11 protein-coding genes are annotated in these 14,633 nt (G+C 64.3%); 9 read left to right on the top strand and 2 right to left on the bottom strand.

Annotation, left to right across the window (positions count from 1 at the left end):
- Nucleotides 1–84: 84 nt before the first annotated feature.
- Both ACZIRK_RS26315 and ACZIRK_RS26310 read right to left on the bottom strand, forming a co-directional pair.
- Nucleotides 85–2,655: an ABC transporter permease gene (locus tag ACZIRK_RS26315; RefSeq protein WP_130228368.1), complete on the bottom strand. Its 2,571-nt coding sequence runs from the start codon at nt 2,653–2,655 to the stop codon at nt 85–87.
- Nucleotides 2,652–3,371 carry an ABC transporter ATP-binding protein gene (locus ACZIRK_RS26310; protein ID WP_130228369.1) on the bottom strand — a complete coding sequence of 240 codons (720 nt, stop codon included), beginning with the start codon at nt 3,369–3,371 and terminating at the stop codon, nt 2,652–2,654. Before ACZIRK_RS26310 ends, ACZIRK_RS26315 begins: the two co-directional genes overlap by 4 nt.
- On the opposite strand from ACZIRK_RS26310, the gene ACZIRK_RS26305 reads away from it, so the two are divergent.
- The 9 genes from ACZIRK_RS26305 (at nt 3,370) to odhB (ending at nt 14,592) form a co-directional block, all read left to right on the top strand.
- Nucleotides 3,370–4,074 (top strand): arylesterase, encoded by a 705-nt coding sequence (locus tag ACZIRK_RS26305; RefSeq protein WP_130228378.1) that lies wholly within the window; start codon nt 3,370–3,372, stop codon nt 4,072–4,074. The genes ACZIRK_RS26310 and ACZIRK_RS26305 overlap by 2 nt on opposite strands.
- A gap of 174 nt (nt 4,075–4,248) precedes the next feature.
- A complete protein-coding gene (gene thpR, locus ACZIRK_RS26300) occupies nt 4,249–4,785 on the top strand; it encodes an RNA 2',3'-cyclic phosphodiesterase (RefSeq protein ID WP_130228370.1) in 537 nt (178 codons plus the stop codon).
- Nucleotides 4,786–4,921: 136 nt separating this feature from the next.
- Nucleotides 4,922–6,109 carry a cell division protein ZapE gene (gene zapE / locus ACZIRK_RS26295; protein WP_463328376.1) on the top strand — a complete coding sequence of 396 codons (1,188 nt, stop codon included), beginning with the start codon at nt 4,922–4,924 and terminating at the stop codon, nt 6,107–6,109.
- A gap of 252 nt (nt 6,110–6,361) precedes the next feature.
- Nucleotides 6,362–7,330: a malate dehydrogenase gene (mdh, locus tag ACZIRK_RS26290; RefSeq protein ID WP_463328375.1), complete on the top strand. Its 969-nt coding sequence runs from the start codon at nt 6,362–6,364 to the stop codon at nt 7,328–7,330.
- Nucleotides 7,331–7,459: 129 nt separating this feature from the next.
- Nucleotides 7,460–8,656, top strand: a complete 1,197-nt coding sequence (gene sucC / locus ACZIRK_RS26285; protein WP_463328374.1) for an ADP-forming succinate--CoA ligase subunit beta — start codon at nt 7,460–7,462, stop codon at nt 8,654–8,656.
- A gap of 2 nt (nt 8,657–8,658) precedes the next feature.
- A complete protein-coding gene (locus tag ACZIRK_RS26280; protein ID WP_130228374.1) occupies nt 8,659–9,138 on the top strand; it encodes a DUF1579 family protein in 480 nt (159 codons plus the stop codon).
- Nucleotides 9,139–9,198: 60 nt separating this feature from the next.
- Complete coding sequence (gene sucD, locus ACZIRK_RS26275) at nt 9,199–10,083, top strand: succinate--CoA ligase subunit alpha (RefSeq protein WP_028166240.1); 885 nt, start codon at nt 9,199–9,201, stop codon at nt 10,081–10,083.
- A 136-nt stretch (nt 10,084–10,219) separates the two neighbouring features.
- Nucleotides 10,220–13,177: a 2-oxoglutarate dehydrogenase E1 component gene (locus ACZIRK_RS26270; protein WP_130228375.1), complete on the top strand. Its 2,958-nt coding sequence runs from the start codon at nt 10,220–10,222 to the stop codon at nt 13,175–13,177.
- Nucleotides 13,178–13,332: 155 nt separating this feature from the next.
- Nucleotides 13,333–14,592 carry a 2-oxoglutarate dehydrogenase complex dihydrolipoyllysine-residue succinyltransferase gene (odhB, locus tag ACZIRK_RS26265; RefSeq protein WP_463328373.1) on the top strand — a complete coding sequence of 420 codons (1,260 nt, stop codon included), beginning with the start codon at nt 13,333–13,335 and terminating at the stop codon, nt 14,590–14,592.
- Nucleotides 14,593–14,633: the final 41 nt, after the last annotated feature.

The following is a 14,633-nucleotide window of genomic DNA, read 5'->3' as shown; positions in this document are numbered from 1 at the left end:
CTTCCACGCGCGGCTGAATGTCGCTCTGGCCCTTATTTCAAGGCAAAGCCGGTGTTAACCGGCCTCGTTCCCCGCTTCAAATTGTCACAAATTCCGCAACACGGCCGCGGGCTTCTGGTTCAAGGCCAGCAGCGTGCCGGCCAGCCCGAGCCCGACGGTGACGATCAGCGCCGCGACCACCACCGCTGCGGCGCTGCCAGCCTCCCAGACGAAACTCAGCGTCATCAGCCGGGTGACGATCAGCCAGGCGGCGATCGAGCCGGCGAACACGCCGAACAGCGCGGTGGCGAAGCCGATCATCAGATATTCCAGCGCATAGGCGCCCAGCAGGCGGGCGCGGGTGGCGCCGAGCGTCTTCAGGATCACTGCGTCATAGACGCGGTGGCGGTGGCCGGCGGCGAGCGCGCCGCCCAGCACCAGGATGGCCGAGATCAGCGTCACCGCGCTGGCGCCGCGGATCGCCAGCACGAGATTGGTGACGACGCTGCCGATGGTCTCCAGCGCCTCGCGGACCCGGACGCTCGTCACCATCGGGAAAGCGTCGGCGACCTGCTTGATGATGCGGGCGTCGTCGGAAGGGGACGGATGCGCCTCCGTCAGGGTCGCCACATGGCTGTGCGGGGCGCCCTTGAAGGCGTTGGGCGAAAACACCAGCACGAAATTGATGCCGAGCCCCTGCCAGTCGATGTTGCGGAGATTGGCGATCTTCGCCGAAATGTCGCGGCCGAGCACGTTGACGACGATCTCGTCGCCGATCTTGAGCCTCAGCCCGTCGGCGATCTTCTTCTCCATCGAGACCAGCGGCGGGCCGTGATAGTCGGCGCCCCACCATTCGCCCTCGACGACCTTCGAGCCTTTGGGAACCTCCCCGGTGTAGGTGAGGCCGCGGTCGCTCTGCAGCACCCATTCGGCGTCGACCGATGGTTTCAACTCGTCCGCCTTGACGCCGCGGGCGGCAACGATGCGCCCGCGCAGCATCGGCACGTCCTCGACCGTTCCGTCCGGCGTGGTCTGCTTCAGAAAAGCGCTGAACCGGTCGGCCTCGGTGGAGGGAATATCAATGAAAAAGAACGAGGGGGCGCGGTCGGGCAGGGCGGCGAGGAATTGCCGGCGCAGATTGCCGTCGATCTGGGTGATGGTCACGAGCACGGCGAGCCCGAGGCCGAGCGAAAGCACCACCGATGGCGTCAACGCGCCTGGCCGGTGGATGTTGGCGACCGCCAGCCGTACCATGGTGACGCGGCTACGCGGCAGCCGGCGCGCCAGCGCCATCAACCCGGCGGCGATCAAACGGAGCAGCACGAAGACTGCGATAGAGGAGGCGACGAACACGGCGGCGATGCGCTTGTCGTAGGAAAGTCCGACCGCAACCGCGATCAATAGCGCGATCACCGCGCCCATCAGCGCCAGATAGCTCCAGCGCGGCCGGTGCCATTCGCTGGCGACCGTATCGCGGAACAGCGCCGCGACCGGCACGTCGTGCACCCGGCCGAGCGGCCACAGCCCGAACGCGAGCGCGGTCAGGAGACCGTAGACGAACGACAATGCGAGTTCATCGGGATGCAGCGCCGGGATCACCGGCAGCGGCAGCAGCTTCCCGAACACGCCGACGATGACGAAGGGCAGGGCCGCGCCGAGCGCCAGCCCGATCACCGAGCCGATGGTGGCGAGCACGATCACCTGGGTCAGATAGATCGTGAAGACGTCGCGGCCGGTGGCGCCGAGCGCCTTGAAGGAGGCGATGACGTCGCGCCGACGGTCAATGTGGCTCTTGACGGCGTTGGCGACGCCGACGCCGCCGACCAGCAGCGCGGCGAGCCCGACCAGGGTCAGGAACTGGGTGAAGCGGTTGATATTGCGTTCGAGTTGCGGCGAGGCGTTGTCGCGGCTGCGGATCTCCCAGCCGGCTTCGGGCAGCGCATTGCGCGCGCCATCGATGAACGTCGTGGTCGCGCGGTCGTCATTGGCGTTGCCCGGCAGCTTCACGCGGTAGATCCAGCGCACCAGACTGCCGGGCTGCAGCAACCCGGTTGCGCGCAGGCCCGCCTCGCTGACGAGGAAGCGGGGGCCCAGGCCAACGCCGCCGACGAGCTTGTCCGGCTCGGCCTCGACCACGCTGCGGATCTGGAACGTCGCGCCGCCGATGCTGACGTCGTCACCGAGCTTCAGATCAAGCCGCGCCAGCAAGGTCGAATCGACGCCGGCGCCGAACACGCCATTGCGTTCGGCGAAGAGGTCGGAGACCGGCATCTTCGGATTGAGCGTCAGTTCGCCGAGCAGCGGATAAGACCCGTCGACGGCCTTGAGTTCGACCAGCGCCAGCGTGCCCGCCGGATTGCGCGCCATCGCGCGCAGCGTTGCCCCGACTGAGACGTCGCCATGTGTGCGCAGGAACGCGATTTCAGCCGGCTTGGCCTCGCGCTGCATCAGGGAAAAGCTGACGTCGCCGCCAAGCAGCGTCCGGCCCTCGCGTGTAAGCCCTTCGCTCAAGCTTGCCGCCACCGAGCCGACGCCGGCGATGGCCATCACGCCGAGCGCGATGCAGGCGATGAAGACGTAGAAGCCGCGCAGGCCGCCGCGCAACTCGCGCAGCGCATAGCGGAGCGCAAGCGACGGTGCGCGGCTCGTCGTGGCAGCCTCGACAGCAATGCTCATGTTGCGGACTGTCCGTCGATCCGTCCCGAACGAAGCCGCACCACGCGGTCGCAGCGCTGCGCCAGCGAAGAGTCATGGGTGACGAGCACCAGCGTCATCCCGCGCTCGGCATGTTTGGTGAACAGGAGGTCGACGATCTGCTTGCCCGTTGCCTCATCGAGATTGCCGGTCGGCTCGTCCGCGACCAGGATCGCGGGATCGGGCGCCAGCGCACGCGCGAGCGCCACGCGCTGCTGCTCGCCGCCGGAGAGTTGCGTCGGATAGTGGTGCAGCCGGTGGCCGAGGCCGACCGATGTCAGTTCCGCGGCGGCGCGCTCGGCGGCGTCGGGATTGCCGGCAAGTTCGAGCGGCACCGCGACATTTTCTAGCGCCGTCATGGTGGGGATCAGGTGGAACGACTGAAAGACGATACCGACCTGGCGGCCTCGGAAACGCGCCAGCGCGTCCTCGTCCAGCGTATTGAACGGCGTGCCATTGACTACCACCTCACCGCTGTCAGGACGTTCCAATCCCGCCATCACCATCAACAGCGTCGACTTGCCCGAGCCTGACGGCCCGATCAGTCCGATCGCTTCCCCCGATGCCACACGAAGGCTGATATCCTTCAGGATATGAACCCGGGCCGCACCGGTGCCGAGCGAGAGGTTGACGTTGGAAATGGAAACGGAGTCCGGCGCGACGCCGGAGAGCGAAGAGGATTCTATGAGACTGTCCATGGCTCGGTCATATGGCACTTCCGCCGCGCGGGTCGAGGGTCGGATTGCGACCCTCGCGCACATACTTGTGTTGATTGTGGCCTTGATGACGGTGGCTACGGCAACTGCACAGGGACAATCGGCCGGGGCGGCCAAACCGATCAAGATGGTGGTATTGGGCGATTCCTTGAGCGCCGGGCTTGGTCTTCCGGCCAATGCCGCGTTCCCCGCGAAACTACAAAAGGCTTTGGAGACCAAGGGGATAAGGGTCGATATGATCAATGCCGGGGTGTCCGGCGATACCGCCTCCAGCGGCCGCGAGCGGCTCGATTGGTCGGTGCCCGAGGGAACCGACGCCGTCATCCTCGAACTCGGAGCCAACGACGGGCTGCGCGGCACCGATCCTGCGGTGACCCGTGCCGCTCTCTCCGACATTCTGTCGCGGCTGAAGGCGCGCGGAGTGGCGGTGCTCATCTGCGGCATGCTTGCGCCGCCCAACTACGGAAGCGACTATGCGGCGCGCTTCAATGCGATCTATCCGGAGCTTTCGAAATCTTTCGGCGTGCCGCTTTACCCGTTCTTTCTTAAGGGTGTCGCGGCCGATGCGAAGCTCAACCAGGCCGACGGCATGCATCCGACCGCTGATGGCATCGACATCATCGTAAAAAATATGCTGCCCACCGTAGAGGCATTTGTTGGCACGATCTCCGGGCAGCGGAGTTGAAAAACAGGCAGTGGACAAGCCTGGCCTGCGGTTTCTCCGTAGGTTTACGAGCTGTTAATGTCGCCTGCTTCGCAGAGTCATATAAGTCGGGTACAAATAATCACCGGTGATTCGCTGCCGGGCTATTCTCAGCGAGGGCTCTTCGAGCTCACGCTCTGCATCGAGGATCTTGCGATGCCGCGTCTGTTCACTGGACTGGAAATCCCGGCCGAAATCGGCCAGACCCTTTCCAGCTTGCGTGGCGGCCTTCCCGGCGCACGCTGGATCGATCCCGAAAATTATCACGTCACCTTGCGCTTCATCGGCGATATCGACGGCGTCTCCGCCAACGAGATCGCGTCGATGTTGCTGCGGATCAACCGCAAGCCGTTCGAGGTCAAGCTGCAGGGGCTGTCGAGCTTTGGCGGACGCAAGCCGCGCGCCGTGGTTGCCTCCGTCGAGCCGAGCAAGCCGTTGATCGACCTGCAGGCCGAGCTTGAGCGGTTGATGCAGCGGATCGGGCTCGATCCGGAAGGGCGCAAATTCACGCCGCATGTCACGCTGGCGCGGTTGCATGACGCTTCGAGCCAGGACGTCGCCGACTATCTCTCGGTGCGCGGCTACTTCCCGAGCCGCACCTTCCTGGCTTCGCGCTTCGTGCTGTTCTCCTCGCGCGCCTCCACCGGCGGCGGACCCTATGTGGTCGAGGATTCATACGCGCTGAGCGCGTGAGCGCCGGTCAGGGCGTAGATGGCGACGTGGGGATTCCTCCGGGCCAACCACCGGGGCATGACCGCCGTTAGAATTTGTCATAGCCCCGGCGTCATTCACGGCTTGCAATTTTTCGTCCCATAGGGCGGAAAGGGGCATGCTCTCCACCTCGCCGAGTTCCTTCCGCGCGCATTATCAGGCTCTCGTTGACTCCGGGGCGATCGAAGCCGATCCGGAGCAGGCCCGCGTCGCCGACGCTTTCGGCTCGCTCGAGGACCGCCTTGCAAGCTATAAGCCCTCGCGCAAGCAGGGCCTGTTCGGCCGGCTGTTCGGCGGCGACAAGAACGAGCCGCCGCACGGGCTGTACGTCCATGGCGAGGTTGGTCGCGGCAAGACCATGCTGATGGACCTGTTCTTCCAGCAGTGTCCGATCGAGCACAAGCGCCGCGCCCATTTTCACGAATTCATGGCCGAGGCGCACGAGCGGATCTACGGCTACCGGCAGCAGATCGCGCGCGGCGAGATCGCCGATGCCGACGTGATCGCGCTCACCGCGCAAGCGATCTTCGATGAAGCCTGGCTGCTCTGCTTCGACGAATTCCACGTCACCGACATCGCGGATGCGATGATCCTGGGGCGGCTGTTCGCCAAACTGTTCGAGCTCGGCACCGTCGTGGTCGCGACCTCCAACGTCGCGCCGGAAGATCTCTACAAAGGCGGCCTCAACCGCGCGCTATTCCTGCCCTTCATCGCGCAGATCTCCGAGCATATGGACGTGCTGCGGCTCGATGCGCGCACCGATTTCCGTCTGGAAAAACTTGCCGGCGGGAAGATGTGGCTGGTGCCGGCCGATGAGGAGGCGGAGGCCGCGCTGAATACGGCCTGGGCCAGGATGACCGGCAATGCGCCCTGCAAGCCGCGCGACATTCCGATCAAGGGTCGCATCCTGCAGGTGCCCTGCTCGTCGCATGGCGTGGCGCGTTTTAGCTTTGCCGAGATTTGCGAGAGGCCATTGGCTGCCTCCGACTATCTGAGACTCGCGCACGATTATCACACCATTCTGATCGATCGGATCCCGGTGATGGATCTGGCCGATCGGAACGCTGCCAAGCGCTTCATCTCGCTGATTGATACGCTCTATGACAATGCCGTGAAACTGATGGCCTCTGCCCAAGCCAACCCGGTGTCGCTTTACCTCGCGACCGAAGGTGTCGAGGCCAACGAATTCAAGCGCACATCCTCGCGCCTGATCGAAATGAGCTCGGCCTCCTATCTGGCGCTTCCGCACGGGAAGCGAAAGGATTCCACGGCCAGCGGCGCGAGCACGGGGCTGGTGGAGACGTAGCGCCTCACTCGTCATTCCGGGGGCGCGCGTCAGCGCGAACCCGGAATCTTGAGATGGCCGCGCGAGATTCCGGGTTCATCGCTGCGCGATGCCCCGGAATGACGGGGGGCACGCTGGTATGCCTCTGATGCGAATGCGCGGCCGGCCCGACAATTGGGCATGGCCGCGACTTGAATGGATCATTCGAAAGGGATAACCAGCGATCCGATCTGCTATCCATCCTCCTCTTTGTGCTCAAAGGACAGATTTCCCATGGCGCGCGACAAGATTGCTTTGATTGGCTCCGGCCAGATCGGCGGAACGCTGGCTCACATGATCGGCCTGAAAGAGCTTGGCGACGTCGTGCTGTTCGACATCGCCGAGGGCGTGCCGCAGGGCAAGGCGCTTGATATCGCGCAGTCCTCGCCGGTCGACGGCTTCGATTCCAAGTTGGTCAGCGCCAATTCCTACGAGGCGCTCGATGGCGCCAAAGTCTGCATCGTCACCGCCGGCGTGCCGCGCAAGCCTGGCATGAGCCGCGATGACCTCTTGAGCATCAATTTGAAGGTGATGGAGCAGGTCGGCGCCGGCATCAAGAAGTATGCCCCCGATGCCTTCGTCATCTGCATCACCAACCCGCTCGACGCCATGGTCTGGGCGCTGCAGAAGGCCTCCGGCATGCCGAGCAAGAAAGTTGTCGGCATGGCCGGCGTGCTCGATTCGGCGCGCTTCCGCTATTTCCTCGCCGACGAGTTCAACGTCAGTGTTGAGGACGTCACCGCCTTCGTGCTTGGCGGTCACGGCGACACCATGGTGCCGCTGACGCGCTACTCCACGGTCGCGGGCATCCCGCTGCCCGATCTGGTCAAGATGGGCTGGACCTCGCAGGCGCGCATCGACGAGATCGTCGACCGCACCCGCAATGGCGGCGCCGAGATCGTCAACCTCCTGAAGACCGGCTCGGCCTTCTATGCGCCGGCGGCATCCGCGATCGCGATGGCCGAGAGCTATCTGAAGGACAAGAAGCGCGTGCTGCCTTGCGCCGCCTACCTCAACGGGGAATACGGCGTGAAGGATATGTATGTCGGCGTGCCCGTGGTGATCGGCTCCAAGGGCGTCGAGCGCGTGGTCGAGATCGAGTTGGCCGGCAAGGACCGGGAGGCGTTCGACAAGTCGGTTGGCGCGGTGCAGGGTCTGGTCGACGCCTGCAAGAAGATCGCGCCCGATCTGCTCGGTCATTGATTTCGTTCAGTTTTCGGCCCCGATCGGGGCCGAAAGCGTTTCTGGGTTGCAGTTCTTTTGGTATGTGGTATGCCAACTACCAAGGTGAACTGTAGAACTTCGCCGTAGAGGGTTTTGGGGAGCGTCCCGATGAATATCCACGAATATCAGGCCAAGGCATTGCTGCACGACGTCGGCGTGCCGATCTCGCGCGGCGTACCCGTGCTGAAGCCTGAGGATGCCGAGGTGGCGGCCAAGACGCTTCCCGGCCCGATCTGGGTGGTGAAGAGCCAGATCCACGCCGGCGGCCGCGGCAAAGGCAAGTTCAAGGAGGCCTCCGCCGGCGACAAGGGTGGCGTCCGCATCGCCAAGTCGGTGGCCGAGGTTGCTGCGTTCGCCAAGCAGATGCTCGGCGCGACGCTCGTGACGGTGCAGACCGGGGCGCATGGCAAGCAGGTCAACCGCCTCTACATCGAGGAAGGCTCCGAGATCGACAAGGAGTTCTATCTCTCGATCCTGGTCAACCGCGAGACCTCCGAGGTCTCGTTCGTGGTTTCGACCGAAGGCGGCGTCAACATCGAGGACGTCGCGCACTCGACCCCGGACAAGATCATTACCTTCTCGGTCGATCCGGCCACCGGCATCATGCCGCATCACGGCCGCACCGTCGCGAAGGCGCTGAACCTTTCCGGCGATCTCGCCAAGCAGGCGGAAAAGCTCGTGAGCCAGCTTTATGCCGCGTTCACCGCCAAGGACATGGCGATGCTGGAGATCAATCCGCTCGTCGTCACCAAGCAGGGGCAGCTCCGCGTGCTCGACGCCAAGGTGTCCTTCGACGATAACGCCATGTTCCGCCATCCCGACGTCGCGGCGCTGCGCGACGAGACCGAGGAGGATGCCAAGGAGATCGAGGCGTCGAAATATGACCTCAACTATGTTGCGCTCGACGGCACCATCGGCTGCATGGTCAACGGCGCCGGGCTTGCCATGGCGACCATGGACATCATCAAGCTCTATGGCATGGAGCCCGCGAACTTCCTCGACGTCGGCGGCGGTGCTAGTGTCGACAAGGTGGCCGCGGCGTTCAAGATCATCACCGCGGACCCCAATGTGAAGGGCATCCTGGTCAACATCTTCGGCGGCATCATGAAGTGCGATGTGATCGCCGAGGGTGTCGTCGCTGCGGTTAAGCAGGTCGGCCTGAAGGTGCCGCTGGTGGTGCGGCTCGAAGGCACCAACGTCGAGCAGGGCAAGAAGATCATCAACAATAGCGGTCTCAATGTCCTGCCCGCTGACAATCTCGATGACGCCGCGCAGAAAATCGTGAATGCCGTCAAGGGAGGCTAGCAATGGCTCAGGACCATCTCGCCGCACCGTCACCGCTTCCGGAGCACAAGAAGCTCGGAGTCTTCGCGGGTGAATGGGCCGGCGAGGAGGTGGTCTACCCGTCGCGCTGGAACCCGGGCGGTCCCGCCACCTCGCATGTGGTGGCGCGCATCGATCTCAACGGCTTCTACCTGATCCAGGACTCGCGCCAGACGCGAGACGGCCAGGAGATATTCGCTACCCATGCCCTGTTCACCTATGACCGCGACGACCGGCTCTACAAATTGTTCTGGCACGATTCGCTCGGCTACTATCCGCCGTCGCCGGCGTCCGGAAGCTGGGTCGGCAAGACGCTGACGCTCGTTCGGGGCTCGCTGCGCGGCAACGCGCGTCACCTCTACGAGGTCGTCGACGACAACAGCTACACCATGAAGATCCAGTTCTCGCCCGACGCGGAAGGATGGGCAGACGTGCTCACCGGCGTGTATCGGCGTGTCCACTAAGCCTGATCCGGCTCAAACAACTAAACCTGTCACCGGCGTTTCGCGAAAGCATCTGAAGACATGTCCATCCTGATCGACAACAACACCAAGGTCATCTGCCAGGGTTTCACCGGCAAGAACGGCACTTTCCATTCGGAAGCGGCGATCGCCTACGGAACCAAGATGGTCGGCGGCACGTCGCCCGGCAAAGGCGGCTCGACCCATCTCGGCCTGCCGGTGTTCGACACCGTGCGCGAGGCGCGCGAGAAGACCGGCGCCGATGCGTCGGTGATCTATGTGCCGCCGCCGGGCGCGGCGGACGCGATCTGCGAGGCGATCGATGCGGAGATCCCGCTGATCGTCTGCATCACCGAGGGCATCCCGGTGCTCGACATGGTGCGCGTCAAGCGCTCGCTGTCAGGCTCGAAGTCGCGGCTGATCGGGCCGAACTGCCCGGGCGTCATGACCGCCGGCGAGTGCAAGATCGGGATCATGCCGGCCAACATCTTCCGGCCCGGCAGCGTCGGGATCGTTTCGCGCTCGGGCACGTTGACGTACGAGGCCGTGTTCCAGACCTCGCAGGAGGGGCTCGGCCAGACCACGGCTGTCGGCATCGGCGGCGACCCGGTCAAGGGCACCGAGTTCATCGATGTACTGGAAATGTTCCTGAAGGACGACGCTACCAAGTCGATCATCATGATCGGCGAGATTGGCGGCTCGGCCGAGGAGGACGCCGCCCAGTTCATCAAGGACGAGGCCAAGCGGGGCCGCAAGAAGCCGATGGTCGGCTTCATCGCCGGCGTTACCGCCCCTCCCGGCCGCCGCATGGGTCATGCCGGTGCGATCATCTCCGGCGGCAAGGGCGACGCCGGTTCCAAGACCGCAGCCATGGAAGCGGCCGGAATCACTGTTTCTCCGTCGCCCGCACGCCTTGGGCATACACTTGCCGAGAAATTGAAGTCTTGATTCAGTCCTTGGTTCTTTTCGGCGCGAAGTTTAGGATTAAATAGGGTAAACCATCCTAATCTCAGCCAGCCGTCCTTCCGGGCCGGCTGCTTGCGCCGTCACTTGCGCGCGAACCGAAAATCACCAGGACGCTATCATGTCTCGCCAGGACGCGAACGCCGCTTTTGCCCTTTCCTCCTTTTTGCAGGGCACCAACGCCACCTACATCGACGATCTCTACGCCCGCTACGAGCAGGACCCGGCGTCGGTCGACACTGACTGGCAGGATTTCTTCAAGAGCCTGAAGGACACCCCGGCGGACGTCCAGAAGAACGCCGAAGGGCCGTCCTGGAGCCGTCCCAACTGGCCGGTAACGCCGCGTGACGACCTGACCTCGGCGCTGGACGGCAATTGGGCGCAGGTCGAGAAGGCCGTCGGCAACAAGATCGCCGCCAAGGCGCAGGCCAAGGGCGCCGAACTCTCGCCAGCCGACGTCAACCAGGCGACGCGCGATTCGGTCCGTGCGCTGATGCTGATCCGCGCCTACCGCATGCGCGGCCACTTCCACGCCAAGCTCGACCCGCTCGGCATCGAGGCGCCGCGCGACCGCGAAGAGCTCGATCCGCGCACCTACGGGTTCACGGAAGCCGATTTCGACCGCAAGATCTTCCTCGACCACGTGCTCGGGCTCGAATACGGCACCTTGCGCGAAATCGTCGCGATCTGCGAGCGCACCTACTGCCAGACGCTCGGCGTCGAGTTCATGCATATCTCCAATGCCGCGCAGAAGGCGTGGATTCAGGAGCGCATCGAGGGGCCGGACAAGGAGATCAGCTTCACCCCTGAGGGGCGCCGCGCGATCCTGAACAAGCTGATCGAGACCGAGGGCTTCGAGAAATTCTGTGACGTCAAGTTCACCGGCACCAAGCGTTTCGGCCTCGATGGCGGCGAATCGCTGATTCCGGCGCTGGAGCAGATCATCAAGCGCGGCGGCAATCTCGGTGTGAAGGAGATCGTGGTCGGCATGCCGCATCGCGGCCGCCTCAACGTGCTGACCCAGGTGATGGGCAAGCCGCATCGCGCGCTGTTCCACGAATTCAAGGGCGGTTCGGCCAATCCCGACGCCGTCGAAGGCTCCGGCGACGTGAAGTACCACCTCGGTGCTTCCTCGGATCGCGAGTTCGATGGCAACAGCATCCATCTGTCATTGACCGCGAACCCCTCGCATCTCGAGATCGTCGACCCCGTGGTGCTCGGCAAAGTGCGCGCCAAGCAGGACCAGCATGGCGATCCGCCGGACATGCGTATTTCCGTGCTGCCGCTCTTGATGCATGGCGACGCGGCGTTCGCCGGCCAGGGCGTGGTGGCGGAATGCTTCAGCCTGTCCGACCTCAAGGGGTATCGCACCGGCGGCTCGCTGCACTTCATCGTCAACAACCAGATCGGCTTCACCACCTATCCGCGCTACTCGCGCTCCTCGCCCTATCCGTCCGACGTGGCGAAGATGATCGACGCGCCGATCTTCCATGTGAACGGCGACGATCCGGAAGCGGTGGTGTTCGCGGCCAAGGTCGCGATCGAGTTCCGCCAGAAGTTCCACAAGCCCGTGGTCATCGACATGTTCTGCTACCGCAGGCATGGCCACAACGAGGGCGACGAGCCGGCTTTCACCCAGCCGGTGATGTACAAGAAGATCGCCTCGCATCCGTCCACGCTGGATATCTATGCCAAGCGGCTGATCGCCGAGGGTGTCGTCACCGAGGGCGAGGTCGAGAAGGCCAAGTCCGACTGGCGCGCCCGGCTCGATGCTGAATTCGAGGCCGGCGCCAGCTACAAGCCGAACAAGGCCGACTGGCTCGACGGCAAATGGGCCGGCTTCAAGATCGCGGACCAGGAAGAGGACGCGCGCCGGGGTGTCACCGGCGTCGATGCCGCCGTGCTCAAGGACATCGGCCGCAAGATCACCAAGGTGCCGGATGGCTTCCGCGTCCACCGCACCATCCAGCGCTTCCTCGATAACCGTGCGAAGGCAATCGACAGCGGTGTCGGCATCGACTGGGCGACCGCTGAGGCGCTGGCATTCTGCTCGCTGCTGGAGGAAGGCCATCACGTCCGCCTGTCCGGCCAGGATTCCGAGCGCGGCACCTTCTCGCAGCGCCACTCGGTCTTGATCGACCAGGAGGACGAGAGCCGCTACACGCCGTTCAACCATCTCGGCGGTGACCAGGGACACTACGAGGTCATCAACTCGCTGTTGTCGGAAGAAGCGGTGCTCGGCTTCGAATACGGCTATTCGCTCGCCGAGCCGAATGCGCTGGCGATCTGGGAGGCGCAGTTCGGCGACTTCGCCAACGGCGCCCAGGTGGTGTTCGACCAGTTCATCTCGTCGGGTGAGCGCAAATGGCTGCGCATGTCCGGCCTCGTCTGCATGCTGCCGCATGGCTACGAAGGGCAGGGTCCGGAACATTCTTCGGCCCGTCTCGAGCGCTACCTGCAGATGTGCGCCGAGGACAACATGCAGGTGGTCTATCCGACCACGCCGGCCAACCATTTCCACGTGCTGCGGCGGCAGTTGCATCGCGAGATCCGCAAGCCGCTCATCATGATGACGCCGAAGTCGCTGCTGCGGCACAAGCGCGCCGTCTCGCGGCTCGAGGAGCTGGCCAAGGGTACGACCTTCCACCGCATCCTCTACGATGACGCCCAGATGCTGCCGGATGAAAAGATCAAGCTGCAGCCGGACGCCAAGATCCGCCGCGTCATCCTGTGCTCGGGCAAGGTCTATTACGACCTCTACGAAGAGCGCGAGAAGCGCGGCATCGACGACATCTATCTGCTGCGCATCGAGCAGCTCTATCCGGTGCCGTTGAAGGCGCTGGTGCAGGAGCTTGGCCGCTTCAAGGGCGCCGAGATCGTGTGGTGCCAGGAAGAGCCGCGCAACATGGGTGCCTGGCACTTCATCGAGCCCTATCTCGAGTGGGTGCTGAACCAGATCCATGCGCCGAACAGGCGTCCGCGCTACGCCGGCCGCGCGGCCGCTGCGGCGACCGCCACGGGCTTGATGTCGAAGCATCTCGCGCAGCTCAAGGCGTTCCTGGACGAGGCGTTGAACTGACATTCGATCCGTCATGCCCCGCGAAAGCGAGGCATTCAGTAACCCGCGCTGCCGCTGCTTGATTGCAGCCGCCGCGGGCTATTGGATCCTCCGCTTTCGCGGAGGATGACAGCTAGAGTTTATGACCGCACAGGTTGTTTTAAGGAAACGAGACCATGACTGAAATTCGCGTCCCGACGCTAGGCGAATCCGTGACCGAGGCCACCATCGGCCGCTGGTTCAAGAAGGCCGGCGATGCCGTTGCCGTCGATGAACCCTTGGTTGAGCTCGAGACCGACAAGGTTACGATCGAGGTGCCGGCGCCTTCCGCCGGCACACTGGGCGAAATCATCGCCAAGGACGGCGAAACCGTCGCGGTCGGCGCGCTGCTCGGCCAGATCACTGATGGCGCCGCTGGCGCTGCCGCCAAGCCGGCCGCTGCGCCGGCGCCGGCCAAGCCCGCGGCTGCACCTCCGCCGCCTCCCCCGGCTGCTGCCGCGCCAGCGCCGTCAGCACCGAAGGCACTGCCTGCGGATACGCCGCTGGCGCCGTCGGTGCGCAAGCTCTCGGTTGAAAGCGGGATCGATGCCTCCACCGTGCCGGGCTCCGGCAAGGATGGCCGTGTGACCAAGGGCGACATGCTGGCGGCGATCGAGCGGGCGGCTTCCGCGCCGACGCCGGTCTTTCAGCCGGCGGCTTCGGTGCAGGTGCGGGCGCCGTCGCCGGCGGACGATGCCGCGCGCGAAGAGCGCGTGAAGATGACGCGGCTGCGCCAGACCATCGCGCGGCGGCTGAAGGATGTGCAGAACACGGCGGCGATGCTGACGACCTTCAACGAGGTCGACATGAGCCACGTCATGGCGCTGCGCTCCCAGTACAAGGACGCGTTCGAGAAGAAGCATGGCGTCAAGCTTGGTTTCATGGGCTTCTTCACCAAGGCCTGCGTGCAGGCCTTGAAGGAGATCCCGGCAGCGAACGCCGAGATCGACGGCACCGACCTGATCTACAAGAACTACTACCACGTCGGCATAGCCGTCGGCACCGACAAGGGCCTGGTCGTGCCCGTGGTGCGGGACTGCGACACCAAGTCGATCGCGGAGATCGAGAAGGGAATCGCCGATTACGGCCGCAGGGCCCGCGATGGCCAGCTCAAGATCGAGGAGATGCAGGGCGGCACCTTCACCATCACCAATGGCGGCATCTATGGTTCGCTGATGTCGACGCCGATCCTGAACGCGCCGCAGTCCGGTATCCTCGGCATGCACAAGATCCAGGAGCGCCCCGTCGTGATCGGCGGCAAGATCGAGATCCGCCCGATGATGTATCTGGCGCTGTCCTACGATCACCGCGTGATCGACGGCAAGGAAGCCGTGACCTTCCTGGTGCGCGTCAAGGAAAGCCTGGAAGACCCGGCGCGGCTGGTGCTGGATCTCTGAGCTTGCTTTCGTGCGGCGCCCGACTTTCTCGGGCGTCGTGA

The sequence above is a fragment of the Bradyrhizobium sp. Leo114 genome (assembly GCF_055229415.2).
This window is presented reverse-complemented; position numbering and strand designations above follow the sequence as displayed.

Bases quoted from the DNA above. Each gene is read 5' to 3' on its own strand.
- ACZIRK_RS26315 (WP_130228368.1), bottom strand. From the start codon at position 2,655: ATGAGCATTGCTGTCGAGGCTGCCACGACGAGCCGCGCACCGTCGCTT.
- ACZIRK_RS26305 (WP_130228378.1), top strand. From the start codon at position 3,370: ATGGCTCGGTCATATGGCACTTCCGCCGCGCGGGTCGAGGGTCGGATT.
- ACZIRK_RS26310 (WP_130228369.1), bottom strand. From the start codon at position 3,371: ATGGACAGTCTCATAGAATCCTCTTCGCTCTCCGGCGTCGCGCCGGAC.
- thpR (WP_130228370.1), top strand. From the start codon at position 4,249: ATGCCGCGTCTGTTCACTGGACTGGAAATCCCGGCCGAAATCGGCCAG.
- zapE (WP_463328376.1), top strand. From the start codon at position 4,922: ATGCTCTCCACCTCGCCGAGTTCCTTCCGCGCGCATTATCAGGCTCTC.
- mdh (WP_463328375.1), top strand. From the start codon at position 6,362: ATGGCGCGCGACAAGATTGCTTTGATTGGCTCCGGCCAGATCGGCGGA.
- sucC (WP_463328374.1), top strand. From the start codon at position 7,460: ATGAATATCCACGAATATCAGGCCAAGGCATTGCTGCACGACGTCGGC.
- ACZIRK_RS26280 (WP_130228374.1), top strand. From the start codon at position 8,659: ATGGCTCAGGACCATCTCGCCGCACCGTCACCGCTTCCGGAGCACAAG.
- sucD (WP_028166240.1), top strand. From the start codon at position 9,199: ATGTCCATCCTGATCGACAACAACACCAAGGTCATCTGCCAGGGTTTC.
- ACZIRK_RS26270 (WP_130228375.1), top strand. From the start codon at position 10,220: ATGTCTCGCCAGGACGCGAACGCCGCTTTTGCCCTTTCCTCCTTTTTG.
- odhB (WP_463328373.1), top strand. From the start codon at position 13,333: ATGACTGAAATTCGCGTCCCGACGCTAGGCGAATCCGTGACCGAGGCC.